This is a genomic window from Nocardia sp. NBC_00565, from assembly GCF_036345915.1.
Lineage (GTDB): Bacteria > Actinomycetota > Actinomycetes > Mycobacteriales > Mycobacteriaceae > Nocardia.
This window is the reverse complement of sequence record NZ_CP107785.1, coordinates 1892714-1917715: the sequence shown is the minus strand read 5'-3', so window position 1 is coordinate 1917715 and position 25002 is coordinate 1892714. Positions and strand designations below refer to the sequence as shown.

Here is a 25002-nt window from a genome sequence, read left to right as displayed (position 1 = left end):
TCTCGCCGTGACGGCCAGGACAGCGCCGACTACCGTAAGTCGGGTCAGCAACGTTCGAGGGGCCGCACCCCAGGTTTGAGGAGCACCGACGATGAGCACTCAGTCTGTCGAGACCGAACGCCACCGTGTGGTGGTGATCGGCTCGGGCTTCGGCGGCTTGTTCGGCACCAAACATCTGCGGAACGCGGACGTCGAGGTCACCCTGCTCTCGAAGACCTCCACGCACCTCTTCCAGCCGCTGCTGTACCAGGTGGCCACCGGCATTCTGTCGGTCGGCGAGATCGCGCCGGCCACCCGCCTGGTGCTGCGCAAGCAGAAGAACGCCCAGGTGCTGTTGGGCGATGTCATCGATATCGATCTGCAGAACAAGACCGTCACCTCCCAGGTGCTGAACCAGCCCACGGTGACCCCGTTCGACAGCCTGATCGTGGCCACCGGCGCACAGCAGTCCTATTTCGGGAACGACAAATTCGCCACCTACGCCCCCGGTATGAAGACCATCGATGACGCGCTGGAGCTACGCGGGCGCATCCTGGGCGCGTTCGAAGCAGCCGAACTGGCTACCACACAGGAAATGCGGGACCGGCTGCTCACCTTCGTGGTCGTGGGCGCCGGACCGACCGGTGTCGAATTGGCCGGACAGATCGCCGAGCTCGCCGACCGCACACTCGAAGGCACGTTCCGCAATATCGATCCGCGCGACGCACGCGTGGTTCTCCTCGAGGGCGCGGGCGCGGTGCTCGGCCCGATGGGTCCCAAGCTCGGCGGCAAGGCCCAGCGCCGCCTGGAGAAGATGGGCGTCGAGATCCAGCTCAATGCCATGGTCACCGATGTCGACGCGCAGGGCGTCACGGTGAAAGACGCCGACGGCACCATTCGCCGCATCGAATCCTCGTGCAAGGTGTGGTCGGCCGGTGTGCAGGCCAGTCCGCTGGGCAAGATGCTGGCCGAGCGCTCCGAGGGCACCGAAACCGACCGCGCCGGGCGCGTCATCGTGGAACCCGACCTGACCATCAAGGGTTATCCGAATGTCTTCGTGGTCGGTGACCTGATGTCGGTGCCGGGGGTGCCGGGACAGGCACAGGGCGCGATCCAGGGCGCGACCTACGCCGCCAAGCAGATCAAGGCGGGACTGAAAGGCCAGAAGCCAGAAGAACGTAAACCGTTCAAGTACTTCAACAAGGGCTCCATGGCCACGGTGTCCCGGTTCAGCGCCGTCTGCCAGGTCGGCAAGCTGGAATTCGGCGGGTTCATCGCATGGTTGGCCTGGCTGGCGCTGCACCTGTACTACTTGGTCGGCTACCGCAGCCGGATCGTCACCGTGATCCAGTGGTTCGTCACCTTCCTCGGCCGCAGTCGTGGGCAGATGGCCGCGACCGAGCAGTGGGTGTTCGCGCGGCTGGCGCTCGAACAAGTCAATGAGGATCAGGACGAAGCCGCCGAACTCGCCGCCGCGCTCGGCGCGCCACCCGCGGAGAACGGTAAGTCCGCGCTCACCGAGAAAGCGGCCGACCGCAAAGTGGGCTGACCGAAACCTGGGCGCGTCCACATTCCGCTCAGCCGCACCGAAACGGCATCGCACCAATCCTTCTTCCACCCATCCGTGACCGCCTCGGGTCCGAATGTGGGATGACATTTCTCCGGATGAAAGGCGATGTATGGGGACAGGCAAGCACAGAGCTCCTAACCCGCAGCGACAGAAGATGGGGACGATGGTCGCGGCGGGTGCGGTACCGCTCGTTCTGGCGTTGGTGGGGACCGGCACCGCGAATGCCGAGCCCGCGCAGTCGAATACGATGACACAGCCCGAGCAGACGGCGCAGTGGCCCGCGGCCCAAGCGCCGAACGCGATGCCGTACGAGGGCCTGCGCATCCCGGACAACACCAAGAGTTCGTTGCAGTGGTCGCGGCCCGCACCGGATAAGAGGTACCTCGCACCGGTCGGCGTGCTGCATCCGCCGGTTCCGATGGCTCTGGTACCGCCGATCGCACCGCCGCCGGGCAAGTTCCGGTTCGGCGACACCGTGGTTGACGCACCGGATTGGATCAACCAGGAGCAGGCGATCCAGATCAATGACAACGCCGCCATGGCGGAGGCCAACCTGGCGACGTTCCTCGATTCGATCGGGATGGAGCGCAGCCGCTCCGACCGGATCGCCGGGCAAACCGTCGGCACCGCCGCTGTGGGTGCGGCGACGGCCGCGGCCGCGTCGGTTCCGGTCTCGGCGACCTCCGCACTGGTCGGCGGTGCGCTGGGATTGGTCTTCGGACTCCCGTTCCTGCCGGTCGGCGTCGTCGCGGGCCCCGTGCTCGGCGCCACCTTCGGCGCGGCCGTCATCACGGTCCCCGCGGCTGCCATCGGGGCGGCGGCCGGGGCCGCCGTCGGCGCGGTCAACGCGTTCAACGCCCCCGCGCGGGTCGTCGGCGACTGACTCGGCGCCGGACAGGGTGAGAACCTGACGACGCTGTCGGGTTCCCACCTCTTTTCATTCCCCCGCCGAGGACACGGCTACACCCGTCGGGGGCCGAGCAATCACCCAGCTGTGATGGACGACACACTTCGGCCAGGTGAATCCCCTGGTGCCGCGAGTACAGGTCGCTGCCGTAAGCCCGTGTCCGACTGGTGACGGTGCTCGCCCCGAACGAACCGAAGTCCAGTGTGCGGGCATAGCCGGTGTCAGCCGAGAACGAGTGCCGTTCTCGTGGATAGGGTTCCGCCGATGGCCAGCGGGAGGCGTGACGCGGCCAGGCCGGTCGTTTCGGCGGGTCGGTCGTCGGGATAAACCAGTTCGCTGTCCAATGCCCTTGGCGCGGAAAGGTTGTCGTCGGTCGCGCCGTCCGCACCGAGTTCCAGACGGTGCCGCAGCAACGGCAGGTCGCCGACGTCGGCGATCAGGTCGCCGCGCCAGCCGCCGCCGTCCTCGCCGGAGCGCCCGATCTGCACACGTTCGCGCAACCGTAGCCGGGCCTCGGGCGTCAACCGCACTTCGGTGACGGCGTGATGGTGCGCGCCGCCGGCCACGATCGTCGGCTCCGGATCGAAATCCAGATCTCCGGCGACATCGAAACGCCAATGCGCCGACGACAGCGGTGTCGCGACACTGGGTAGCGCGATGGTCGCGGCGACCGAACGCACGACGAGACGGGCGCCCGGGCCGACCACGATCTCGATATCGAGTTCGTCACCGCCGAGCGGGGTGGCGGCGGCGCCGATCAGGTGGACCGTGTCCGGTCCGGTGCGCCGGGCTGCCAGCCCGCCGCGCGCGTGGATCTCGGGCAGCGTGCCGACGGCCGCGACGATGCGAACCTCAGTGCGCAACAGCGGATTCGGTGCCGGAATTGTCCTGCTCGGCGATGGCGTGCAACTGCTCGCGCACCCAGGCGAGCACCGGCGTGGCGGCCGGGTCCTCGGTGAGCGAGATCAGCGCGGTCCGGCGGCCCTCGCGCACCTTCGCCGCGTCACGCTCCATCACGCCGAGGTCGGCGCCGACCAGCGGGGCGAGGTCGGTCTTGTTGATCACCAGCAGATCCGAGAAGGTCACGCCTGGTCCGCCCTTGCGCGGCACCTTGTCGCCGCCCGCCACATCGACGACGAATATCTGCACATCGATCAGGCCGGAGGAGAAGGTGGCGGTGAGGTTGTCGCCGCCGGATTCCACCAGGATCAGGTCCAGTGGCGGGTTGGCCGCGATCAAGTCGTCGATGGCGTCGAGGTTCGCGGTGATGTCGTCGCGGATGGCGGTATGCGGACAGCCACCGGTCTGCACGGCGGTGATCCGCTCATCCGGCAGCACCGCATGCCGACGCAGGAAGTCGGCGTCCTCGGTGGTGTAGATGTCGTTGGTCAGCACCGCGAGCGACAGTTCGTCACGCAGCTGCCTGCACAGTGCGGCCACCAACGCGGTCTTGCCCGAACCGACCGGTCCGCCGATACCGATGCGCAGCGCCTCGCCGGGTGTGCGATCACGCTTGGGGCGGTCGTGGGAGTGATCGTGCGGCTCGCCGTCGATCAGGTGGGGTGGCATATCGTGTGCTCCTTTCCGCCTCCATCCTTGCGGATCCGGCTGCTAGGACGCGAACAGGGGCATCTCGCGCACGAGGTGTCGCTGTGCGAGCACATCCTGCAGCGGATCCGAGAGCGCGGCGAGTCCGGTAGCGGCGTCGGCGGCGGTGCGATCGCAGAGTTCGCCGAGCCTGATCGTGCAGGCGGCGACCGCCGCTGGATCCAACGCGAGCAGCCGCTGCGCCGCTGTCGCCGCGCCGGTCATGGTCGTATAAACGACGACCGACGCGGTCTCCGCCGGAGCCGCCCCGCAGACCTGCCCCACGACTCCGAACGCCGACGACAGATGCGGCCGCGCACCGAGCACCGTCCAATCCGCCCCTGGCCAAACCTGTTTCGCCAACCGTAGCAACCCACGCCCCTGCGCCCGAGAAGCCGCCCGCGCCGCCGGTGCGGGCGTTCGCGCATCCGCCTCGACCTCCGCCCGCGCCGGATCCAGCTTCCCCGCACACACCGCCGCCGCCAACGACGCCGCGACCAGACCCGATGTGCGGATCCGCCGCCGCAGATACAACTCCACCGTCGCGACATCCCGCACCACCCCGGACGCCACCGCCTCCTCCACACCCCCGGAATGCACATGCCCACCGATCGGCAGCCGCGAATCGGCCAGGGCGAACAACGTCGCCAGCCCATTCGTTCCTACGCCCGATCCGTGCATCACCCGATCCTATGCGTGACACGGCCGGGCTCCCTCACCCCGGCCGGGCCACACATGATCTTCGGACCGACACGGAGTCGGGATGTCTGCTCGGTGCACAGTGGTCGCCGGCCAAGGTGAAGCCGTGCGCCGTACCGGTCATGGGAAGTGGCGATCCGAGCAAAAGCGACACGCCGATGTGCGATGAGTTCTGGGGCTCTGCGGGGTCTAACTTGTTGAGGCCGTTTCGGTCTCGTCGGGACGAGGAGGGCCGATGTCGGCAATGCAGCAGGAACCAACGGGGCAGCGGCGGCTGGCGGAGCATCCGACCGTCAAGCGGATGGCCGAGCGGGCGCGCACGACGCCGGATCCGGTGTTGAGTGCCACGCGGCTGCGCGAGCTGTGTCTCGCGGCCGGGGCGGACGATGTGGGGTTCGTTCCGGTCGACGACCCGAGGGTGGCCGTCGAACTCGAGCACGCGCGCGAAATCCTGCCCTCCGCACGCACATTCGTGGCGTTCTGCGTGCGGATGAACCGCGATAATCTGCGCAGCACCATGCGCAGCCTCGCCAATACCGAGTTCAACCACGCCGACGACGACACCAATGAAGTGTCGCGCCGCATTACCAGGGCACTGCAGGATGCCGGGTACCGAGCCGTCTACCCCGCGCCCGGCTATCCGATGGAAGTCGACAAATTTCCGGGCCGTATCTGGGTGATCGCGCACAAGGTGGTGGCCGAGGCGGCCGGATTGGGCGTTATGGGCATACACCGCAACGTCATTCACCCGAAGTTCGGCAACTTCATCCTGCTCGGCACCGTGGTGACCGACGCTGTCGTCGACGAGCCGAGTGCGGCACTGGATTTCAACCCGTGCCTGGAATGCAAGCTCTGCGTCTCCGCCTGCCCGGTCGGCGCGATCACCAACGACGGCGGTTTCGACTTCCAGGCCTGCTACACCCACAACTACCGAGAGTTCATGGGCGGCTTCACCGATTGGGCCGAGACCGTCGCCGACAGCGACACCGCCGCCGAATACCGCGAGCGGGTGACCACCGGCGAATCGTTCTCGATGTGGCAGAGCCTGTCCTTCAAACCCAACTACAAGGCCGGCTACTGCATGGCCGTCTGCCCGGCCGGCGAGGATGTGATCGGCGCCTACCTCGACGACCGCAAGAGCCACCTCGACGATGTGGTCCGCCCTTTGCAGAACAAGCCCGAACCTGTCTACGTCCTGCCCGGATCGGCCGCCGAGGAACATGTCACACGCCGCTTTCCGAACAAGACCCCGAAGGCCGTGACCAACGGCTTCCCGGACGAGGTCAACGTCCTGCTCGACCAGATCGGCCCGCGGCCCCGCAGGACACCGGACTGACGACAACGCAGGTGTCGTCGATCCGTACGGCGATCAGCGGCGGAACGAGCGCTCCATGAAACGTTGGGCCCGGCCGCGGGTCAGGTCGGACCAGGCTTGAATGCCGGGCGACCACCAGGGCGCGATCTCCCGCGGTTTGGCGACCACCGCGTGACACACCAGATCCGAGGCCTCGTCGACGGTGAGGCCGGGGACGCGACTGAAATCGGTCGGCGCGCTCATTCTGGTGTGTACCAGCGGCATGTAGATGGAGGTGGCGGTGACCTTGTCGGCGGCGAATTCGGCTGCGGCGCTGCGCAACCAGACGTCGAAGGCGGATTTCGAAGCGCCGTAGGCGGCCCAGCGCGGGGCGGGTGGCATGAGTACGCCCCAGGTGGAGATATTGACGATATGACCGTGTTTGCGTTCGCGCATGCTCGGCAGCAGGGTCAGTAGTAGACGCACCGGACCGAGGTAGTTGACGTCGATGGTGCGCGTGAAATCGTGGAAGCGGTCATAGGATTCGCCGATCGAGCGGCGAATCGACTTGCCCGCGTTATTGATCAGCACATCGATATGGCCATATTCGGCCAATAGGTCGCGGCCGAGCTTGTCGACCGCGTCCATATCGGTCATATCCGTCGGATACACGTGGGCCGTGCCGCCCTCGGCGGTGATCTCGGCCGCCACCTGCTCGAGGGCATCGACGGAACGCGCCACCAGTAGCACCACCGCACCAGCCGCGGCCAGTTTGCGTGCGCTGGCCTTACCGATGCCGTGCGACGCGCCGGTCACCAGCACGATCCGGCCCGAGACCACCGCGCGCAGGGATTTCTCGCGTGGCCGGGAGGTCGGATACAGCAGCCAACTCGCCACCCGCTCGGCGAGCGGCCGCCCATTGCCCGAGGACGGCGTGTCGTTCACGGTTTCGACTGTATGCGCCAACCGGCGCGCACACCTCCGGTATCGCGCCCATGATCAGGTGTCGAGCGCACCGCGCAGCAGCTCCGGCAGATCCTGCCGGGTCAAATACGCCGCGATCCGCAGCCCGTCATCGCCACGCCGTACGAGAAAGTCACTACCGCTGATCCCCGGTAGGCGCGCCGTCACCGCGTCGATCGGCATCGGTCCGTAGCGGATTCGACCGCGGCGCGAATGCCGCGACAGCCGCCATCACCACCAACAGCACCGCGCCGACCGAGGTCGCCACATGCATTCCGGAGACGAAGGATTCGCGCGCGGAGTGAACGAACCCCGCGTTCCCGTCCGCATGCTCGATGGTCTCACCGAGCGTGGCCGAATAGTCACCGCCGGACCGGAAGACCAGCGCCGCAACCGAACCCAACAGCGCCAGGCCGAGCGCATTACCCAATTCGAAACTGGTCTCGGAGATCCCGACCGCGGAACCGGCCCGCTCCGGCGGCACCGAGGAGACCGACACCTCCGAAACCAGGGTGAAGGCCAGGCCGTAACCGATTCCGGCGATGGTGGATCCGATGAGGTACCAGGCGATTCCGCCGTCCACCCCGACACCGATCAGCATCACATTGCCGATCGCGGAGGCCAGCAGCGCCAGCACGAAGGTGGAGCGCACGCCGAGCGTGTGGCCGACCCGCGCACCGCCCATCGGGCATACGAACACCGCGATCGCCATCGGAATCCCCAGCAGCGCCGCCGCCAGCGGCTCACGTCCGGTCACCGATTGCAGATAGATGCTGGTGAGATAGCTCATCGCCGCCAGCGACATCATGCCGACCAGGCTCGAGCCGATCGCCACCGAGAACTGCACCCGCCGGAACAGCCGCAGATCCAGCAGCGGTTCGTCAAGGTGCCGCTGCCGACGAACGAAGACGGCGAGCAGCAACACGCCGATGAGCCCGATGACGATCGGCTCGACGTCGACCCCTTCGGCCGCAATCTGTTTCACCGCGTAGACAACCGGCAGAATGCCGCCGATCGAGAGCAGCACACTCGGAATATCCAGTGGACCAACCACTCCGGAGCGATGTTCGGGCAGCACGAACGGCCCGAAGGCGAGCAGGACCAGCAGCACCGGAATATTGATGAGAAATACCGAGCCCCACCAGAAGTGGTGTAGCAGTACGCCGCCGAGGATCGGGCCGACCGCGGATCCGCCCGCGAAGAACGCGGTCCACACACCGATGGCGGCGGCGCGTTCGCGGACGTTCGGAAACAGGCTGGAGATCAGCGCGAGACTCGACGGCAGCAGGGTCGCACCGCCCACACCCATCAGCGCACGCGCGATGATCAGCACCGCGGCGCTCGGCGCGAAGGCCGCGATGATCGAGGCGATGCCGAAGACCGACGCACCGGCGAGCAGGATATTTCGCCGTCCGATCCGGTCGCCGAGATTGCCCATGGTGATGAGTAGGCCCGCGATCAGGAAGCCATAGATATCGAGAATCCACAGCTGCTGCGCGGCCGATGGGTCGAGATCGAGGGTGAGGGTCGGCATGGCCAGGAACAGCACCGAGATGTCCATCGACACCAGCAGCACGGGCAGCAGTAGCACCGCGAGGCCGAGCCGTGCACGCCGCGAACCCGTCGGCGTCACCGACACCGCCCGTGCGGCCTCCACCTCAGTCATCTCGAATTCCTCTCCCATGTCGCGTACGGCGTACGCATGACTCCGGGTACAGTGTACGCATCCGGCCGTAAAACGGAAAGCGAGTCATAGGATGACTGAGCCGAAGCTCACTCGAGCCGCCATTGTCGACACCGCGATCATCCTCGCCGACGAGGCGGGACTCGACGGGTTGTCCATGCGGCATATCGCCGAGCGGATGGGCGTCGGTGCCATGTCGCTCTACCGGCACGTCGCGAACAAGGACGAACTACTCGCGCTGATGACCGACGAGATCTCGGCCCGTAACCCGTATCCATCACCGGAGGGGCAGAACTGGACCTGGCGCGACCGGGTACGCATCGCCGCCGAGATCGACTGGGCGCTCTACCAGCAGCATCCGTGGGTGCTGCTCACCTTCGCGATGCCCCGCTACAGCTTCGGCCCGCAGGGCCTGGCCTGCTTCGCCTGGCTGGTCGAGGGGCTGCGCGAACTGAATGTCTCCACCCGCGAGGCGGCCACCATGGCCTTCTCGGTGTGGAACTACATCTCCGGGGCCACCCTGCCGCAGATCAGCGCCGCACTGGTCGCCCGCAAGGGCATCAATCCGGAGGGCTCCAACGGACTGCGAGCGCTGCTGGAGGGAAAATCACAGTTGCCGATTCCGCCCGCACTCGCCGATCTCGACGGCAGTGGTGTCAGCGATCTGACCTCGGAGGACCTGCTGTATCTCGGATTGTCCACGCTCTGCGACGGATTCGAGGCGCGCTGCGCCAAGACCAGCGCCCCTTGACCTGAACCGCCCTCGAGGTTGCACGGTGGGTTCGATCAGCGACGAACAGGAGTCACCGTGCACGCCATCCGCCTTCATTCCTTCGGACCGGCCGAAAATCTGCGCTACGAAACAGTTCCCGATCCTGTGCCGGAGCCGGGGCAGGTGCTGATCCGGGTCGCGGTGGCGGGCGTGCACGTCATCGACACCGCCTTGCGCCGCGGTGCGCCCGGCCCGTATCCGCTGCCGGAATTGCCGACGATTCCGGGGCGCGAGGTGGCCGGGACCGTGAACCAGATCGGACCGGAGGTGGATGCCTCCTGGCTCGGCAAGCGGGTCGTCGCGCATCTCGGCTCGGTTCCCGGCGGCTACGCCGAGCTCGCCGCCACGGAAACCACTCGGCTGCACGAGATTCCGGCCGATCTCGACCCGGCCGACGCGGTCGCGATCATCGGCACCGGTCGAACCACCATGGGCATCCTGCTGTTCACCGAGCTCGGCCCCGACAGCGTCGCCGTGGTGACGGCCGCGGCGGGCGGCATCGGAACACTGCTGGTCCAGTACGCGAAAAACGTCGGCGCGATGGTGGTCGGGCTGGCCGGTGGGCCCGCCAAAGTCGAATCGGTGCAACGCAATGGCGCGGATATCGCGATCAATTATCTAATGCCCGACTGGGCCGACCAGGTCCGCGCGCGACTCGGCGAGCGCAGCGCCACCGTGCTCTTCGATGGTGTCGGCGGCGAAATAAGCCGCGCCGCCATCGATCTGCTCGGCAAGGGTGGACAGCACCTCATCTACGGCGCGAGCGGAGGTACGCCGATCTCGCTGTCGGAGCAGGAATCGGCCGCGCGCGGCATCACCTCCGAACTGGTCGTCGGACCGCGCCTCATCCAGCGCGTAGGCGGCGATTTCCGCGCACTGGAGGACAAGGCCATGGCCGAGGCCGCAGCCGGTCGACTGCGGCCCGCGATCCAGCGTTTCCCGCTCGACGACGCGGCGGGCGCGCACCGTGCGTTGGAGACGCGCGGCACTGTCGGCAAGGTGGTGCTTCAAGCGTAGGCGTGGTGGCCCGGATCGTTCTGCTCGCGGAAGCCTTCGACCGTGGCGCGCACGGCGCGGTCGAGGTTGTCTTTGATGATCGCGGTGTCCGCGGGGACGGCGGTGACGGTGCCGCCGCTGCGGACGAGATAGCGGCCGTCCGGGTAGTCCATGACGTGGAAGCCGCGCGAGGGTGCGGGCCGATTGTCCCAGGCCGGGCCCGCGTAGACGGCGACGTGAACGACGTTGGGGCGTGTCTATGACGCACCCCGCCGCTGTTCGGTTCCATCCAATCACGGCCATCCCCCGCCCACACGCCCGGATCACCGGCGAAACCGAGCACCGGAGATCCGAGCCGCCGCGTTCAGTCGAGGGCCTCACCATTGACGACGGCGTAGGCGAAACCGTCCCAGCCCTTGCTGCCGACGGTTTGCACGACGGTGGCGTCGAGGCTGGGTTCGGCGGCGAGCAGGTCGACCAGATCGCGGCTGGCCTGGACCGCCGGATCGTCCGAATGCTCATCGGCGACAGCGCCATCGCGCACGACATTGTCGACGATGATCACCGAGCCGGGCCGGGTCAGGCGCAATGCCCAGAGCACGTAGTTCGAATTGTTGACCTTGTCGGCGTCGATGAAGACCAGATCGAACGGCTCCGGATCCTCCTCCGCCAGCACCGGCAGATTGTCCAGCGCCGCGCCCACTCGGATCTCGACCCGATCCCCGACCTCGGCCCGATCCAGGTTCTCCCGCGCCACCCGTGCGTGCCGCGGCTCGAATTCCAGGGTGATGACCTGGCCATCCTTCCCCACCGCCCGCGCCAACCAGATCGTGCTGTAGCCGCCGAGCGTGCCGATCTCGAGCACCCGCCGGGCCCCGATCGACCGCGCGATCAAATGCAGAAATTTCCCCTGCGCCGGCGATACGTCGATGGCGGGCAGTCCGGCCGCCGCATTCGCGGCCAATGCCGTCGCGGTCGAATCCTCCCCTCCCACCAGAGAGTCCACGATGTAGCTGTCCACGTCGGCCCACTCGAACGTCGTCATGCCATGAAGTCTGCCACCGGGTGCGCGGATACCGCCGAAACTGAACGGCCGACACCCGTGTTCCCAGAAACCTTTCGGGTTCATGCCACGCGCCGCGGCGGACAGTCTGATATCGGTGGGTACCCCGTTGGCGTCGACGGTGACGGAGATCCGGTTGTCGCTCGACGTTTCGGTCACCGTCACGGTGGCCATGCGGCCGTGCAGGCTCTGGTACTGCTGAGCCTTACGCTCCAAGTTCTCGGCCCAGTTGGCGAGTTCGTCCGCCGCCTGACCTGGGTCACCGCTCAGCAACTTCGTCCCCTTCGCATCGTGGCACCTACGGTGGTGCCGTGTTCCGGGGTCACGAATGTTGCGCCCCCAACGCGGGGACCGACCTTATGATGTCGAGCCGTCGCCCGGCAACCAGCCCGCCCCTCGCCGACGATCAGAACAGGAAATACCGCTGGGCCATGGGCAACTCGGTCGCGGGTTGTTCGGTCCAGACCTCACCGTCGATGCGGACAGTAAAAGTGTCCGGGTCGACTTCGATGCGCGGCATGGCGTCGTTGTTGGGCATATCCGCCTTGGTGACACGGCGAACGTTCTTGACGGGGACCAGTTTTCGGCGCAGGCCCAAGCGTTCGGCGAGACCGTCCTCGACGGCCTGTTCGGAAACGAAATGCACCGAAGTTGCCGCGGCGACCAGCGGCGCGGCACCGAACATGGGGCGCGGAAGCACCGGCTGCGGCGTCGGAATGGAGGCGTTGGCGTCACCCATGGCGGCCCAGGCGATCGCACCGCCCTTGAGGACTGCGTGCGGACGGACACCGAAGAACGCGGGGTCCCACAGCACCAGATCGGCGAGCTTGCCTACTTCTACCGAACCGATTTCGTGGTCGAGGCCGTGCGCGATCGCCGGGCAGATCGTGTACTTCGCGATATAGCGCCGCACCCTGGCGTTGTCGGCGGCACCGTCACCGGGCAGCGCGCCACGACGCCGCTTCATCACGTGCGCGGTCTGCCAGGTTCGCATGACGACCTCGCCGATGCGGCCCATAGCCTGGGAATCGCTGCCGATCATGGAGATCGCGCCCAGATCGTGCAGCAGGTCCTCGGCGGCGATGGTGGACGGCCGAATCCGGCTCTCCGCGAACGCGAGATCCTCCGGGATGGACGCGCTGAGGTGATGACACACCATGAGCATGTCCAGGTGCTCGTCCAGGGTGTTGATCGTGTGCGGCCGGGTCGGGTTGGTCGAGCTGGGCAGCACGTTCAGATGTGCGGCGACAGTGATGATGTCGGGCGCGTGCCCGCCACCCGCCCCCTCGGTGTGATACGCGTGGATGCCGCGTCCCGCGATGGCGCCCAGGGTGTCCTCGACGAATCCGGCCTCGTTCAACGTGTCCGAATGCAGCGCCACCTGCACGCCCGCCACTTCCGCGACGGTGAGGCAGGCATCGATCGCGGCGGGGGTCGACCCCCAGTCCTCGTGCAGCTTGAAACCGGCCGCGCCGCCGCGCAATTGCTCCCACATGGATTCGGCGCTGACCGTATTGCCCTTGCCGAGCAATACGATATTCATCGGCCAGCCGTCGGTGGCTTCCAACATCCGTGCCAGGTGCCAGGATCCGGGCGTCACGGTGGTCGCCTTGGAACCCTCGGCGGGACCAGTGCCGCCGCCGATCAGGGTGGTGATGCCGCCGCCGAGCGCCTCGTCCATCAACTGCGGGCAGATGAAGTGCACGTGACAGTCGATAGCGCCCGCGGTGAGGATCCGACCGTTGCCCGCGATGATCTCGGTATTCGGCCCGACCACCAGATCCGGATGCACCCCGTTCATGGTGTCCGGGTTGCCCGCCTTACCGATCGCGCAGATGCGGCCGTCACGAATACCGATGTCGGCCTTGATGATTCCCCAGTGGTCGATGATGACCGCACCGGTGATCACGGTGTCGGGGGTGCCCTCGGCACGGGTCGCGCGGGCTTGGCCCATGGATTCGCGCAGCACCTTGCCGCCGCCGAAGACGGCCTCATCACCCGCGAGTCCCGGTCCGCCGCTGCGGTCCTCGGTGATCTCGATCAACAGATCGGTGTCCGCCAGGCGAATTCGATCGCCGGTGGTCGGGCCGAAGAGTTCGGCGTAACGGGCGCGGCTCAATTCACTCATGTCGCACCATCCAAGCGTCCCGGAGGAGTCAGGCTGATGCCGAACACCTCGCGCGTGCCACCGAGCGAAACCAGCGAAACCCGCTGGCCGAGACCTGGTTCGAAGCGCACCGCGGTGCCGGCGGGGATATCGAGCCGACGCCCGTGTGCGGCCGCCCGATCGAACCGCAATGCGGCATTGGCCTGTGGGAAGTGCACATGGCTGCCGACCTGAACCGGCCGATCGCCGGTGTTCACGACATCGAGCTCGATGCGGCCGGCGCCCGCGTTCAACTCGATAGTGCCTTCGGCACAGAAGTATTCACCCGGAATCATCGCCAGACCTAACCGATCGGATGGTGGACGGTGACAAGCTTGGTGCCGTCCGGAAAGGTGGCCTCGACCTGGACATCGTGGATCATCTCCGGCACGCCCGCCAGCACGTCGGCCCGCGTGAGAACCGTTCGCCCCGACGACATCAGCTCCGCGACGGTGCGACCATCCCGAGCGCCTTCGAGCACGTGATCGGTGATCAGCGCGACCGCCTCCGGATGGTTCAGTTTGAGCCCGCGCGCCTGCCTGCGCCGGGCCAGCTCGGCCGCGTAGCTCAGCAGCAGCCGTTCTTGCTCATGCGGCGACAGTCGCATCCGGGCTCCTCAGCGGTGGCGGATCAGGGTGACGGTCATTCTGGCACGCCCGTTCCGGCGGTGCCGAACGAGCGGTCAGTCCTGCTGGGGCAGGTTCTGCAGCCGGACCTGCCCCCTGGCCACTGTGCGGCCGCTGTCATCGGTGATGACCACGACCCACAACTGCTGCAGCCGACCCCGATGCACCGGAGTCGCCTCGCCGTACAGCGTGCCCTCGCGGACCGCGCGCAGGAAGTCGGTGTTGTTGTTCACCCCGACGACGGTCCCGCGCTCGCCGTACCAGACGCCGCCACCGACGCTGGCGAGCGTTTCGATGACGGTGCAGTACACGCCGCCGTTCTGGATGCCGGCGGGCTGATACAGCTGCGGCCGGACGGTCCACTCGCCACGCACCCGGTCCGGACTCAGCTCGGTGAACTTCAGGCCGATCAGGTCACTGAAGCTGCCCTCGCTGAGCTTGGTCATCTGCTCCGGCGTGAGGTCTGCCAGCGAGCGGACGTCCGCGGTTTCCTGTTGCGTCATGCATTCACCTTGACACAGTCGCCGACCGCGCCTTTCCGGCCCTCCCCGATCTCCGGAGCGGGCGACATCGTGCGCCTAGTACAGAGCGGCGGGCTCCACACGCACGTGGAGCCCGCCGCGGCAGTGGATCGGGGGTTCGCGGCAGCCCTCCGGAACACTCTGCCGATCCCAACGCCGAATTCAGTATAGGTCAGGCTTACCTAACTAAGCAACCCACTGCGCGCCGCACCGGCAAGCCGCGCTCTTCCAGGGCCGTGCGCAGGCCTTCGCCACGGCGAGCGCCGACAATCGAATCGGTCCGCGCCAGATCCGGCACGTAAGTGGCCGCGCCGGCGATGGATTCACCGACCAGCAACCAGAATCGACGCTCGCCGAGACCGGCACACCCCGCCAACGTGCGCTGGATCAGCCGCAGCGACGGCTCGCAGCGATGCGCGAGCCAGACATACATGGCCTGCTCGCACGGCAATGTCACCACGCCGGGATCCCCGGCCAGCCGATCGCCGTCGAGCACCCGAATCGTGGTGTCGGACAGGCCGGCCCAGTCGATACCACCGTCGTTGTCGGCATGGATCCACAGATTCTCGAGCCCTGGATCCCACGCCCGCCCCTCGGCCACCAGCAAGGCGACCACCCGGCCGATCACCGCGTGGATGAGCGCGGTCGCCACCACTTCGGCGGCGGTGTCGGCGCTGATCATCTCCGCCGCGTGGCGCCGATACATCAGCTCGATGCGGCCCTCCCGCAATCCGTCGGCGAGCCGCCACCATCGGCGTTTGCCCTGGTCGAACATCGCGGCCACCGCGTACACCCGCGGATGTTCGGGTTGCAGCGTGCGCAGCCGTGCACATGCTCGCCCGAAGGCCTCGGCAGGGCGAGACATGCAGGTCGTCACTGGCTCGGACATCGAACCTCCTCGGGGTCGGCTCCGTGATGGGTCGGATTCGAAAGATAGGTTAGGCTTACCAGACCTAGCAACCCGTGCACCACCATTGAGGCAGGAGTAGTTCGTCGCCGTGACGGCATCAAGCATCACCGCGCCGGGGGCGCGACGAACGAATCCAGCGCGCCGGCGTCGACGCGGACTCGTCCTGCTGGCCGTGCTGCTACTGCTCGCCACGGTGGCCAGCATCGCGATCGGCACCCGATCACTGTCCCCCGGCACCGTTTACGACGCCGTGCACAACGCCCTCACCTGTGCGGGCGGGCCGTTCAGCTGCCCCGCCGGTTCGACGGCGGAGGAGATCGTGCGCGAACTTCGCTTGCCGCGCACCGCACTTGCGCTGGTCACCGGGCTCGCACTGGGTATGGCGGGCGCACTGATGCAGGGCTACACCCGCAATCCGCTCGCCGACGCGGGCCTGCTCGGACTGAACGCGGGCGCGGCATTCCTTGCGGCGTTGAGTATTTACCTGTTTTCGCTGACCGAGCCCGAGCAGTACATCTGGTTCGCCTTCGCGGGGGCACTCATCGCGGGGCTGGTGGTCTTCGGGGTGTCGGCGATCGGCGGCAAGGCCAGTCCACTCAGCTTGGTGCTGGCCGGTGCCGCGGTGACGTTGTTCCTGCAGGCGATGACGAACACCATTGTGCTGATGGATAATGCGGCGCTGGACACGTATCGGTTCTGGGTGGTGGGCACGGTGAGCGGCCGCGATGCCGAGGTGTTCTGGCAGGTGCTGCCGTTTCTGGCGATCGGGGTGCTGTTGGCCGTCGCGGCATCGCCCGGATTGAATCTGCTCAGCCTCGGTGACGAGGTCGCGCGCGGGCTCGGAGTGAATATCGGGCGCAGCCGCATGCTCGGGCTGGCCGCGGTCGTCTTGTTGTGTGGTGCGGCCACGGCGGCGGTCGGCCCGATCGCGTTCATCGGGCTGGTCGTGCCGCATATTGCAAGGGTTTTCACCGGTCCCGACTATCGCTGGCTGATCCCGTACTCGGGGTTGCTCGGTGCATTGCTGCTGCTCGTCGCCGATGTGGTCGGGCGAATTGTGGCTCGGCCGGGCGAATTACAGGTCGGCGTGGTGATCGCCGCGATCGGTGCGCCGTTCTTCATCGTGCTGGTTCGTCGCAAGAAGCTGGTGAGCTTGTGAGTGAACACAGCTCGGATACCGCGCCCGTCGGGCACGAGACACCGACCGCGGCATCGCCCCTGCACCGCGTCCGACCTGCGCTCCGCATCGGCCCGGTATCGCTGGTGCTGCGACCTGCGATGATGCTCACCATCGCAATCCTGGCCGCGGCACTGCTCACACTGTTCTGCCTCGACATCGCCTTCGGCGACACCCACATTCCCATCGGCCGGGTACTCGACGTGCTCACCGGCGGTGGCACCCGCGCCCAGCGCTTCATCGTGCTGGAGTCCCGGCTGCCGCGCGCACTTACCGCACTCGTCGTCGGTGCGGCACTCGGCATCTCGGGTGCGATCACCCAGTCCATCCTGCACAACCCACTCGCCGCGCCGGACATCCTCGGCATCACGACCGGCTCGAGCCTCGGCGCGGTCGCGGTGCTCGTCGGCACCGGCGGCGCGACAACGGGACTCGCCGCGAGCATCGGCGCACCGCTGGCCGCGCTCGCGGGTGGTCTGCTCACGGCGGTCGCGATCTATCTCCTCGCGTGGGGCCGCAGCGCCACCGGCGACCGCGGCGTCACACCGCTGCGCCTGGTGCTGATCGGCATCGGCGTGAACGCATTGTTGTTGTCCGGCATCAGCTTTCTGCTCACCCGTGCCAGCCTGCAGGACGCGGTCCGCGTCCAGCTCTGGCTCAACGGCTCGCTCAATGGCGCGGACCGAACCAAATTGATCCCGGCCGCTCTGGCACTGGCCATTGTCGTGATCGTGGCGGTCGGCTCGGCCAGAACCCTTGCCGCACTGCGCCTCGGCACCGAGACCATCCGGGCGCTCGGTGTGCGCATCCAGACCCAGCAGGCGCTGCTGATCGGCGCGGCCGTCGTCGCCTCCGCCGTGGCGACCGCCGCCGTTGGTCCGGTCGGATTCGTCGCGCTGGCCGCACCGCAGATCGCGCGGCGACTGCTGCGAACTCCGGGCGAACCGCTCATCGGCTCGACATTCGTCGGTGCCATCCTGGTGGTGGGTGCGGATGTGGCCTCGCGCAAGCTGTTTCCGGTCGATCTACCGGTCGGCGTCGTGACCGCCGCCTTCGGCGGGCCGTTCCTGCTCTACCTGCTCGTGCGCATGAATCGGAAGGCGACCCTGTCATGACCACCGGCATACGGCTCTCCGCACAGGAAGTCACCCTCGGCTATGGCGACCGCGTGGTCGTCGACGGACTCAGCATCGACATCGCCCCCGGTGTGGTCACCACCGTCATCGGCCCCAACGGCTGCGGCAAATCGACCCTGCTGCGCGCGCTCGGCCGCCTGCTGCACCCGCGGCAGGGCCGAATCCTGTTGGACGGCAAGGCGATCTCGTCGATGAAGACCAAGGATGTCGCGCGCATCATCGGCTTGTTGCCGCAGTCGCCGGTCGCGCCCGAGGGCCTGACCGTCGCGGATCTCGTTGCGCGCGGACGTCATCCGCACCAGTCCTGGATCCGCCAGTGGTCGGCCACCGACGAATCAGAAGTCATGACCGCACTCGGGGCGACGGGCATCGCCGATCTGGCCGATCGCGCACTCGACGAGTTGTCCGGCGGTCAGCGCCAGCGGGCCTGGATCTCCATGGCGTTGGCCCAGGGCACCGACATCCTGCTGCTCGACGAGCCGACCACCTACCTCGACCTCGCGCATTCGATCGAGGTCCTGGACCTGGTCGACCGGTTGCACTGCGACCTCGGCCGCACCGTGGTGATGGTGCTGCACGATCTCAACCTGGCCATCCGCTACAGCGACCAACTCATCGTCATGCGCGACGGACGCATCGTGGCACAGGGAGCGCCTACCGACATCATCAATGTCGCGCTGCTGCGCGAGGTCTTCGATCTCGACGCGTCCGTGCTGGAGGATCCGGTCTCCGGTCGACCGATGATCGTGCCGATCGGGACCAGACACGTCCTGGCCGCCTTTGAGACACTGCCGGGCGCAGTTCGCCAGTAGTTCCCGGCCGGGCCTATGACAAATACCACACCAGCTACCAGGCAGTTACGACGGCGTGTAGTACGCAATTGTGTCGTTGAGTCCGTAAACTTGTGGGATGGCAGGACTTGGTGAACTCGAGAAAGCGGTCATGGACCAACTGTGGTCCAGTGACGAGCCGCAGACCGTACGGCAGGTACACGAGGCTTTGGCCGCCCGCCGTGAGCTCGCGTACACCACGGTGATGACGGTGCTGCAACGGCTGGCGAAGAAGAACCTAGTGGTGCAGCGGCGTGACGACCGCGCTCACCGCTACGCGCCGGTGCACACCCGTGACGAACTGGTGGCCAGTTTGATGGTCGACGCACTGCAGCAGGCCGACGCCGCGGGTAGCCGCGCGGCGGCGCTCGTGCACTTCGTCGAACAGGTCGGCAGGGACGATACGGATGCGTTGCGCGAAGCACTCGCTAAGCTCGAGGCATCCGAAGATACTGCGCCGCCGAAGCAGTAGTCTTGGGATCCTGGCCTCACAATGAGGTGAGCGCCCTGGCCCCACAACGCAGTGAGCTGAGTCGATGAACGCAACCGCGCCGGTCTTCGCCGGTCTCGCTTTGCTTCTCGCGGGGCCTGCTCCAGCGCTACTGAGCCGCGCGACCTGGCCGTATCGGACACCGCGCGCCGCGCTCGTGTTGTGGCAGGCGATCGCGCTCGCCGCCGTGCTCAGCGCGTTCGGCTCGGGCCTGGCCATCGCCGCCGAACTGCTCGTGCCGGGACCGGACGGTCGCCCGACCACCTCACCGGCCCGCGAAATCGATGCGCTCGGTCTGCCGCTGTGGCTGGCGTATGTGCTCGTCTTCGCGTTGACACTGCTGGTCGGCGCGCGCCTCATCTACGCGATCGTGCGCGTTGGCGTGCACACCCGCCGACGTCGCGCACGGCATCGCATGCTCGTCGATCTGCTCGATCAGAGCGGACCGCATCGTCGTGCCGCCGATATCCGAGTGCTCGCCTCGACCGAGCCGATCGCCTACTGTCTGCCCGGTCTGCGCCAGCGGGTCGTGCTGAGCGAGGGCACACTGACCAGTCTGCAAGACGCCGAGGTCACGGCCATCGTCAGCCACGAGCGCTCCCACCTGCGCGCCCGCCACGACCTGGTGCTCGAGGCCTTCACCGCGGTGCACGAGGCCTTTCCCCGGGTGGTGCGCAGCAAGGCCGCGCTCGGTTCGGTGAAACTGCTGATCGAGCTGCTCGCCGACGACTCCGCGGTCAAAGTGACCGGCCCGACACCGCTGGCCCGCGCGCTGGTCGCCTGTGCCAAATCCACCGCACCGCAGGGCGCGCTCGCCGCCGGCGGGCCGACCACCTTGATCCGCATCCAGCGACTGGGTGGACGGATCGGCGATATTCGGGTCGCCTCGGCGGCATATCTGGGCTCTGCGGCCATCCTGGTGGTCCCGACCATGGCCGTCGCGGTACCCTGGCTGGTCGAACTGGATCGACTGCTCCGTAACTGATTCGTCCGGTTCCACCTGACACACCCGGTCCTACCGCTTCCCGATGACCGGGCCCAACCATCTCGGCGGCACCACGAGTGCCCGGATCCGCCCGCGCCGAGACACGAAAGGCACACAACCCCTTTGACCTCCTCGACCCCTGCCACCACCTTCGCGGAACTGGGCCTACCCGCCGTGCTCGTCCAGGCGTTGCGCCGCGACGGCATCGAGGCCCCGTTCCCGATCCAGGCCGCGACCGCGACCGATGCGCTGGCGGGCAGGGATGTGCTCGGGCGCGGTCCGACCGGCTCCGGCAAGACTCTCGCCTTCGGGCTGCCGATGCTCACCCTGCTCGCGGGCGGCCACGCCAAGCCGGGCAAGCCGCGCGGGCTGGTGCTGGTGCCGACCCGGGAACTGGCGGCCCAGATCGAGAAGGCGCTGGACAACGCGGCGCTCGCGCTCGGGTTGCGGGTGGCCTCGGTGGTCGGCGGCGCGCCGATCAAGCGGCAGGCCGATCGGCTCGCGCGCGGCGTCGATCTGCTCATCGCCACACCGGGGCGGCTGGAAGATCTGATCAACCAGCGCTCCGCCGATCTGTCCGAGGTGCGGATCACCGCACTGGACGAGGCCGACCACATGGCCGATATGGGCTTCCTCCCCCAGGTCACCAAGCTGCTCGACCGGACGCCGAAAGATGGTCAGCGACTGCTGTTCTCGGCCACCCTGGACGGTGAGGTCGACAAGCTGGTCAAGCGCTACCTGCGTTCCCCCGTCACCCATTCGACCGCGCCGGCCTCCGCCTCGGTCACGACGATGTCGCATCACCTGCTGTACCTGCGCAAGACCGATAAGCGCGAGGTGACCGCGCAGATCGCCGCGCGCGATGGGCTGACCATCATGTTCGTGCGCACCAAACACGGTGCCGACCGGCTCGCAAAGCAGTTGCGCGGAGCCGGAATCGCCGCGGGGGCGCTGCACGGCGGCAAGGCACAGAACAATCGGGTGCGGACGCTGGCCGCGTTCGCGGACAGCACGACGCCGGTGCTGGTGACCACCGATGTGGCCGCGCGCGGAATCCACGTGGACGGGATTTCCCTTGTCGTGCACGTGGATCCGCCCGGAGAATCGAAGGCGTACCTGCATCGTGCGGGACGTACCGCCCGAGCCGGTGAGGACGGCGTCGTCGTCACGCTGGTCACCGAGGAGGAGCGCGCGGAGGTCGAGAAGATGACCCGCAAGGCGGGCGTCGAAGTCGACGGTGTGCAGGTTCGCCCCGGTGATCGGCGCTTGAGCGAGATCACCGGCGCGAAGCAGCCGTCGGGTGTGCCGATCGTCGCCGCGAACTCGGCGGTCGCGGTGGGTGACGAAGGTGAATTGAAGGTCGGCGCGGGTCGGCGCGGAGCGTCGGGCCGCAAGTCGGGCGGTACGGGACGTGGTGCCGGCGCGAATGGCGTAGGACGCGGTGCGGGTTCCAATGGCGCCGGTGGACGTGGCAATGGCCGCGCCGGCGGTGCGACGAAATCCGCGGGCCGTTCGCGCGGTGCTGCCGCGGCGCCGGATGAGCGTGGTGTCGGAGCTTCGGGCCGTGGCGCCGCGGGTCGCGGTGCCGCCGCGGGCCGTGGCGCCGGATCGGGCGCCGCGGCGCGTGGCACCGGTGCGTCGACGAACCGCGCGACCGGGGCGACCTCCGGCCGTACCGGTTCCGCGTTATCGGGTCGCACCGCTGCGACCAGCGCAGACACGCCCGGGCGTGCGCGCCGACGCGCCGGACGCCCGCAGGGGGTGTCGGGCGGCCGCAATCGCGGGGCAAACTGACCTGGTGTCGAATCATGAGATGGGCGCGGTCGTCTGTGCGTTGATCGCGGCGCTGCTCTTCGCGGTCGCCGCAGTCGCGCAGCAGCATGCGGCGGCCGCCGTTCCAGAAGACGAGTCGCTGATGGGGTCGCTGGTGCGCAACCCGCGCTGGTGGGCCGGAATCGTCGGGGATGCGGGCGGTTACGCGATGCAGGTGGTCGCGCTCGCCTTGGGCGCGGTACTGCTCGTGCAGCCGATCCTGGTGAGCATGTTGATCTTTGCGCTGCCCCTCTCCGCCCGGCTCAACCGCCGGCGCATCACCCCGCGCACCTGGGCGACCGCCATCGCGCTCGCGGCGGCCCTGGCCTGTTTCCTGATCGTTGGCGATCCAACCGAGGGCAATACCAATGCGCCGCTACGTGATTGGATTCCTCCGCTGGCAGCGCTGCTCGGCGTGCTCGCGGTAGCCGCGGCCGTCGGAATCAAGACCGCAGACCCGACCCGCCGCGCGTTGCTCTTCGGCACCGTGGGTGGTTCCCTCTTCGGTCTGGCCGCCGCGCTCACCGCCTACGTCACCGACCTGTTCGACGGCGGTCTCGGCCACGTACTCGGCAGCTGGCAGACCTGGGCCCTGGTCGGCTCCGGCCTGATCGGCCTCTACCTGCAACAACGCGCCTTCCAATCCGGCCCGCTCGTCGCCTCGCTACCCGCCGTCACCATTGCCGAACCCCTGGCCGCGGCCTTCGTCGGCATCACCGTCCTCGACGAGCGGTTGCGCACCGGCGGCGCCGGCCTGGTCGTGATCGCTGTCGCCGTCGCCGTCATGTGCGCGACCACCGTTCAACTGTCCCGCGCCCAAGCCGATGCCTGAACAACGCACTCTGCTGCCCGCCTCGGCCATTCATCGAATGCTGGGCAATCGCACGGAACCCCTGAGCACCGGTTAGAATCGGTTAAGTGCAGTTTCTCCCTGGTCATCAGCCGCCGTACGATCTGACCTACGACGACCTCTTCCTCGTCCCGAATCGGACGGATATCGCGTCACGGTTCGACGTGGATCTGTCGACCGCGGACGGGTCCGGCACCACCATTCCCATCGTCGTCGCGAATATGACCGCGGTCGCCGGACGCCGGATGGCCGAGACAGTCGCCCGCCGCGGCGGCATCGTCGTACTCCCGCAGGATCTTCCGATCGCCGCGGCCGCCGAAACCATCGCCTTCGTCAAGAGCCGTTCACTCACCGCCGATACCCCGGTCACCCTGGATCCGGAGCGTTCGGTGTCCGAGGCCGTGGCCCTGATGCACAAGCGCGCGCACGGCGCGGTCGTGGTCGTCGACGGCGGTAAGCCGGTCGGCGTGGTCACCGAGGCGTCCTGCACCGATGTCGACCGGTTCGCCCGGCTGCGCGATGTCGCGATCACCGATTTCATCCAGGCCCCGGCCAGCACCTCGCCGCGCGATATCTTCGACCTGCTCGAGGCCAAGCACGCGCACCTGGCAGTGCTCACCACCGAAGACGGCAGCCTCGCGGGCGTGCTGACCCGCACCGGATCCATCCGCGCCGGCATCTACCAGCCCAACGTCGACGCCAACAACCAGCTGCGGGTCGCGGCCGCGGTCGGCATCAACGGCGATGTGGCCGCCAAGGCCAAGGCGCTCGTCGATGCGGGCGCGGACCTGCTCGTCATCGACACCGCCCACGGCCACCAGGCCAAGATGCTCGAAACCCTCAGCGCCATCCGCGATCTCGGCCTCGGTGTACCGCTGGTCGCAGGCAACGTGGTCTCCGCCCAGGGCACCCGTGACCTGGCCGCCGCGGGCGCGGACATCATCAAGGTCGGTGTCGGCCCCGGCGCCATGTGCACCACCCGCATGATGACCGGCGTCGGCCGTCCGCAGTTCTCCGCGGTGGCCGAATGCGCCGCCGCCGCAAAGGAACTCGGCGTGCACATCTGGGCCGACGGCGGCGTCCGGCACCCGCGCGACGTGGCTCTCGCACTGGCCGCCGGCGCCTCCAACGTGATGATCGGCTCCTGGTTCGCCGGCACCTACGAGTCCCCCGGCGACCTGCGCGTCGATCGCGACGGCAATGCCTACAAGGAGAGCTTCGGCATGGCCTCCAAGCGCGCCGTCGCCGCCCGCACCGCCACCGACAGCGGTTTCGATCGCGCCCGCAAGGCACTGTTCGAGGAGGGCATCTCCAGCTCGCGGATGCGTCTGGATCCGGAACGCCCCGGCGTCGAGGACCTCATCGACCACATCTGCTCCGGCGTCCGCAGCGCCTGCACCTACGCGGGCGCCCGCAGCCTGCCCGAGTTCCATGACAAGGCCGTACTCGGCGTCCAATCAGCAGCCGGCTTCGCCGAGGGCCGCCCACTCCCGAGCGGCTGGTAAGCCTGCGACTCACTGAGTAGCGACAGACTCACCCCACACAACCACCACCGAGCGAGTCCTACAAGCGAACCGATTCACGACCCATCTCACGTCCGAGCCGCTGAGGGAAAAGCCTAGGGCTCCGCCTCAACACAGATAGCGACAAACTCACCCCACACAACCACCACGGAGCGAGTCTTACGAGCGACCGTTCGCGGCCCGTCTCACGTCCGAGCCGTCGAAGCGCATGCGCCGCAGGCGCGAGTCTCGACGGCTCGGACGTGAGACATCCGGGGGCCGCGAACACGCCGCGCCGAAGGCGCGGCAAATCAGACAGAGCACCGGCCCACGCGGGCACGCGCGTGGGCCGGTAGCATAGGGGTTGCCGGTTTCCGGTACCACAAAACCCCATTTGCCGAGAGGAACAAGTTGTCACCCGCGTCCGAGGGCGCCGCACAGGAGGGCTCCTCTACCGAGCCGGGTGACAAACCCGGCGCTCTCCTTCCCCCAGCAGCCCGATC

Annotated in this window: 25 protein-coding genes and 1 pseudogene; 13 read left to right on the top strand and 13 right to left on the bottom strand. The window is 67.7% G+C overall.

Going from position 1 to position 25002, the window contains the following annotated elements:
• The first annotated feature begins 91 nt into the window (after positions 1-91).
• The gene (locus OG874_RS09305) at positions 92-1528 is read left to right on the top strand and encodes an NAD(P)/FAD-dependent oxidoreductase (protein ID WP_330254709.1); all 1437 of its coding nucleotides are present in this window, start codon (positions 92-94) and stop codon (positions 1526-1528) included.
• 175 nt (positions 1529-1703) lie between these two features.
• A complete protein-coding gene (locus OG874_RS09300) occupies positions 1704-2432 on the top strand; it encodes a hypothetical protein (protein ID WP_330254708.1) in 729 nt (242 codons plus the stop codon).
• Positions 2433-2677: 245 nt separating this feature from the next.
• Here OG874_RS09300 and OG874_RS09295 read toward each other — a convergent pair whose 3' ends face one another.
• Genes OG874_RS09295 through OG874_RS09285 form a run of 3 tightly spaced genes read right to left on the bottom strand, consistent with a single transcriptional unit; the run spans position 2678 to position 4724 of the window.
• Positions 2678-3319 carry an urease accessory protein UreD gene (locus OG874_RS09295; RefSeq protein WP_330254707.1) on the bottom strand — a complete coding sequence of 214 codons (642 nt, stop codon included), beginning with the start codon at positions 3317-3319 and terminating at the stop codon, positions 2678-2680.
• Entirely contained in the window at positions 3309-4025 is a 717-nt protein-coding gene (gene ureG / locus OG874_RS09290; RefSeq protein ID WP_330254706.1) for an urease accessory protein UreG, read from the bottom strand. Before ureG ends, OG874_RS09295 begins: the two co-directional genes overlap by 11 nt.
• A gap of 42 nt (positions 4026-4067) precedes the next feature.
• Positions 4068-4724 carry an urease accessory protein UreF gene (locus OG874_RS09285; RefSeq protein ID WP_330254705.1) on the bottom strand — a complete coding sequence of 219 codons (657 nt, stop codon included), beginning with the start codon at positions 4722-4724 and terminating at the stop codon, positions 4068-4070.
• A 262-nt stretch (positions 4725-4986) separates the two neighbouring features.
• Between OG874_RS09285 and OG874_RS09280 the strand changes: the two genes are divergently transcribed.
• Positions 4987-6078: an epoxyqueuosine reductase gene (locus tag OG874_RS09280; RefSeq protein ID WP_442943388.1), complete on the top strand. Its 1092-nt coding sequence runs from the start codon at positions 4987-4989 to the stop codon at positions 6076-6078.
• A 33-nt stretch (positions 6079-6111) separates the two neighbouring features.
• On the opposite strand, the gene OG874_RS09275 is transcribed toward OG874_RS09280, so the two are convergent.
• From OG874_RS09275 to OG874_RS09265, 3 genes are read right to left on the bottom strand one after another with little or no spacing between them, the layout of a single operon-like run.
• Positions 6112-6981 (bottom strand): SDR family NAD(P)-dependent oxidoreductase, encoded by an 870-nt coding sequence (locus OG874_RS09275; protein ID WP_330254703.1) that lies wholly within the window; start codon positions 6979-6981, stop codon positions 6112-6114.
• A 54-nt stretch (positions 6982-7035) separates the two neighbouring features.
• Positions 7036-7167 carry a hypothetical protein gene (locus OG874_RS09270; protein WP_330254702.1) on the bottom strand — a complete coding sequence of 44 codons (132 nt, stop codon included), beginning with the start codon at positions 7165-7167 and terminating at the stop codon, positions 7036-7038.
• Positions 7136-8665: an MFS transporter gene (locus OG874_RS09265; RefSeq protein WP_330254701.1), complete on the bottom strand. Its 1530-nt coding sequence runs from the start codon at positions 8663-8665 to the stop codon at positions 7136-7138. Before OG874_RS09265 ends, OG874_RS09270 begins: the two co-directional genes overlap by 32 nt.
• Before the next feature lie 91 nt (positions 8666-8756).
• Between OG874_RS09265 and OG874_RS09260 the strand changes: the two genes are divergently transcribed.
• A complete protein-coding gene (locus tag OG874_RS09260) occupies positions 8757-9434 on the top strand; it encodes a TetR/AcrR family transcriptional regulator (protein ID WP_330254700.1) in 678 nt (225 codons plus the stop codon).
• A 57-nt stretch (positions 9435-9491) separates the two neighbouring features.
• The gene (locus tag OG874_RS09255) at positions 9492-10472 is read left to right on the top strand and encodes a zinc-binding dehydrogenase (RefSeq protein WP_330254699.1); all 981 of its coding nucleotides are present in this window, start codon (positions 9492-9494) and stop codon (positions 10470-10472) included.
• Here OG874_RS09255 and OG874_RS09250 read toward each other — a convergent pair.
• From OG874_RS09250 to OG874_RS09220, 7 genes are all read right to left on the bottom strand, one after another.
• Positions 10463-10624: a hypothetical protein gene (locus tag OG874_RS09250; protein ID WP_330254698.1), complete on the bottom strand. Its 162-nt coding sequence runs from the start codon at positions 10622-10624 to the stop codon at positions 10463-10465. The two genes, OG874_RS09255 and OG874_RS09250, sit on opposite strands and share 10 nt — an antisense overlap.
• Before the next feature lie 191 nt (positions 10625-10815).
• Positions 10816-11496, bottom strand: coding sequence for an O-methyltransferase (locus OG874_RS09245; protein WP_330257235.1), 681 nt, complete (start codon positions 11494-11496; stop codon positions 10816-10818).
• Between the two features lie 424 nt (positions 11497-11920).
• Complete coding sequence (locus tag OG874_RS09240) at positions 11921-13642, bottom strand: urease subunit alpha (RefSeq protein WP_330254697.1); 1722 nt, start codon at positions 13640-13642, stop codon at positions 11921-11923.
• Entirely contained in the window at positions 13639-13956 is a 318-nt protein-coding gene (locus tag OG874_RS09235; RefSeq protein ID WP_330254696.1) for an urease subunit beta, read from the bottom strand. The genes OG874_RS09240 and OG874_RS09235 overlap by 4 nt, the downstream gene beginning before the upstream one ends.
• Before the next feature lie 8 nt (positions 13957-13964).
• On the bottom strand, positions 13965-14267 hold the full coding sequence (locus tag OG874_RS09230) for an urease subunit gamma (protein ID WP_330254695.1): 303 nt from the start codon (positions 14265-14267) through the stop codon (positions 13965-13967).
• A 75-nt stretch (positions 14268-14342) separates the two neighbouring features.
• Entirely contained in the window at positions 14343-14789 is a 447-nt protein-coding gene (locus OG874_RS09225; RefSeq protein WP_442943319.1) for a PaaI family thioesterase, read from the bottom strand.
• A 196-nt stretch (positions 14790-14985) separates the two neighbouring features.
• Positions 14986-15696, bottom strand: a complete 711-nt coding sequence (locus OG874_RS09220) for a hypothetical protein (RefSeq protein WP_330254694.1) — start codon at positions 15694-15696, stop codon at positions 14986-14988.
• 109 nt (positions 15697-15805) lie between these two features.
• Between OG874_RS09220 and OG874_RS09215 the strand changes: the two genes are divergently transcribed.
• The 8 genes and pseudogenes from OG874_RS09215 (at position 15806) to OG874_RS09180 (ending at position 24502) form a co-directional block, all read left to right on the top strand.
• Positions 15806-16876, top strand: a complete 1071-nt coding sequence (locus tag OG874_RS09215) for a FecCD family ABC transporter permease (RefSeq protein WP_330254693.1) — start codon at positions 15806-15808, stop codon at positions 16874-16876.
• Between the two features lie 119 nt (positions 16877-16995).
• On the top strand, positions 16996-18009 hold the full coding sequence (locus tag OG874_RS09210) for a FecCD family ABC transporter permease (RefSeq protein WP_330257233.1): 1014 nt from the start codon (positions 16996-16998) through the stop codon (positions 18007-18009).
• Positions 18006-18842 (top strand): ABC transporter ATP-binding protein, encoded by an 837-nt coding sequence (locus OG874_RS09205; protein WP_330254692.1) that lies wholly within the window; start codon positions 18006-18008, stop codon positions 18840-18842. The genes OG874_RS09210 and OG874_RS09205 overlap by 4 nt, the downstream gene beginning before the upstream one ends.
• A 97-nt stretch (positions 18843-18939) precedes the next feature.
• Positions 18940-19332: a BlaI/MecI/CopY family transcriptional regulator gene (locus OG874_RS09200; RefSeq protein WP_330254691.1), complete on the top strand. Its 393-nt coding sequence runs from the start codon at positions 18940-18942 to the stop codon at positions 19330-19332.
• A 64-nt stretch (positions 19333-19396) separates the two neighbouring features.
• Positions 19397-20335, top strand: a complete 939-nt coding sequence (locus tag OG874_RS09195) for a M56 family metallopeptidase (protein ID WP_330254690.1) — start codon at positions 19397-19399, stop codon at positions 20333-20335.
• Between the two features lie 123 nt (positions 20336-20458).
• Positions 20459-21859 (top strand): annotated as a pseudogene (locus tag OG874_RS09190) (DEAD/DEAH box helicase); the annotation flags it as partial.
• A 289-nt stretch (positions 21860-22148) separates the two neighbouring features.
• Positions 22149-22979 (top strand): DMT family transporter, encoded by an 831-nt coding sequence (locus tag OG874_RS09185; RefSeq protein ID WP_330257232.1) that lies wholly within the window; start codon positions 22149-22151, stop codon positions 22977-22979.
• 86 nt (positions 22980-23065) lie between these two features.
• Entirely contained in the window at positions 23066-24502 is a 1437-nt protein-coding gene (locus OG874_RS09180) for a GuaB1 family IMP dehydrogenase-related protein (protein WP_330254689.1), read from the top strand.
• Positions 24503-25002 lie beyond the last annotated feature (500 nt).

Coding starts and splice junctions, on each gene's coding strand:
- OG874_RS09305 (WP_330254709.1), top strand. CDS start 92: ATGAGCACTCAGTCTGTCGAGACCGAACGCCACCGTGTGGTGGTGATC.
- OG874_RS09300 (WP_330254708.1), top strand. CDS start 1,704: ATGGGGACGATGGTCGCGGCGGGTGCGGTACCGCTCGTTCTGGCGTTG.
- ureG (WP_330254706.1), bottom strand. CDS start 4,025: ATGCCACCCCACCTGATCGACGGCGAGCCGCACGATCACTCCCACGAC.
- OG874_RS09285 (WP_330254705.1), bottom strand. CDS start 4,724: ATGCACGGATCGGGCGTAGGAACGAATGGGCTGGCGACGTTGTTCGCC.
- OG874_RS09280 (WP_442943388.1), top strand. CDS start 4,987: ATGCAGCAGGAACCAACGGGGCAGCGGCGGCTGGCGGAGCATCCGACC.
- OG874_RS09265 (WP_330254701.1), bottom strand. CDS start 8,665: ATGACTGAGGTGGAGGCCGCACGGGCGGTGTCGGTGACGCCGACGGGT.
- OG874_RS09260 (WP_330254700.1), top strand. CDS start 8,757: ATGACTGAGCCGAAGCTCACTCGAGCCGCCATTGTCGACACCGCGATC.
- OG874_RS09250 (WP_330254698.1), bottom strand. CDS start 10,624: ATGGACTACCCGGACGGCCGCTATCTCGTCCGCAGCGGCGGCACCGTC.
- OG874_RS09245 (WP_330257235.1), bottom strand. CDS start 11,496: ATGACGACGTTCGAGTGGGCCGACGTGGACAGCTACATCGTGGACTCT.
- OG874_RS09240 (WP_330254697.1), bottom strand. CDS start 13,642: ATGAGTGAATTGAGCCGCGCCCGTTACGCCGAACTCTTCGGCCCGACC.
- OG874_RS09235 (WP_330254696.1), bottom strand. CDS start 13,956: ATGATTCCGGGTGAATACTTCTGTGCCGAAGGCACTATCGAGTTGAAC.
- OG874_RS09230 (WP_330254695.1), bottom strand. CDS start 14,267: ATGCGACTGTCGCCGCATGAGCAAGAACGGCTGCTGCTGAGCTACGCG.
- OG874_RS09225 (WP_442943319.1), bottom strand. CDS start 14,789: ATGACGCAACAGGAAACCGCGGACGTCCGCTCGCTGGCAGACCTCACG.
- OG874_RS09220 (WP_330254694.1), bottom strand. CDS start 15,696: ATGTCCGAGCCAGTGACGACCTGCATGTCTCGCCCTGCCGAGGCCTTC.
- OG874_RS09210 (WP_330257233.1), top strand. CDS start 16,996: ATGATGCTCACCATCGCAATCCTGGCCGCGGCACTGCTCACACTGTTC.
- OG874_RS09205 (WP_330254692.1), top strand. CDS start 18,006: ATGACCACCGGCATACGGCTCTCCGCACAGGAAGTCACCCTCGGCTAT.
- OG874_RS09200 (WP_330254691.1), top strand. CDS start 18,940: ATGGCAGGACTTGGTGAACTCGAGAAAGCGGTCATGGACCAACTGTGG.
- OG874_RS09195 (WP_330254690.1), top strand. CDS start 19,397: ATGAACGCAACCGCGCCGGTCTTCGCCGGTCTCGCTTTGCTTCTCGCG.
- OG874_RS09185 (WP_330257232.1), top strand. CDS start 22,149: ATGGGCGCGGTCGTCTGTGCGTTGATCGCGGCGCTGCTCTTCGCGGTC.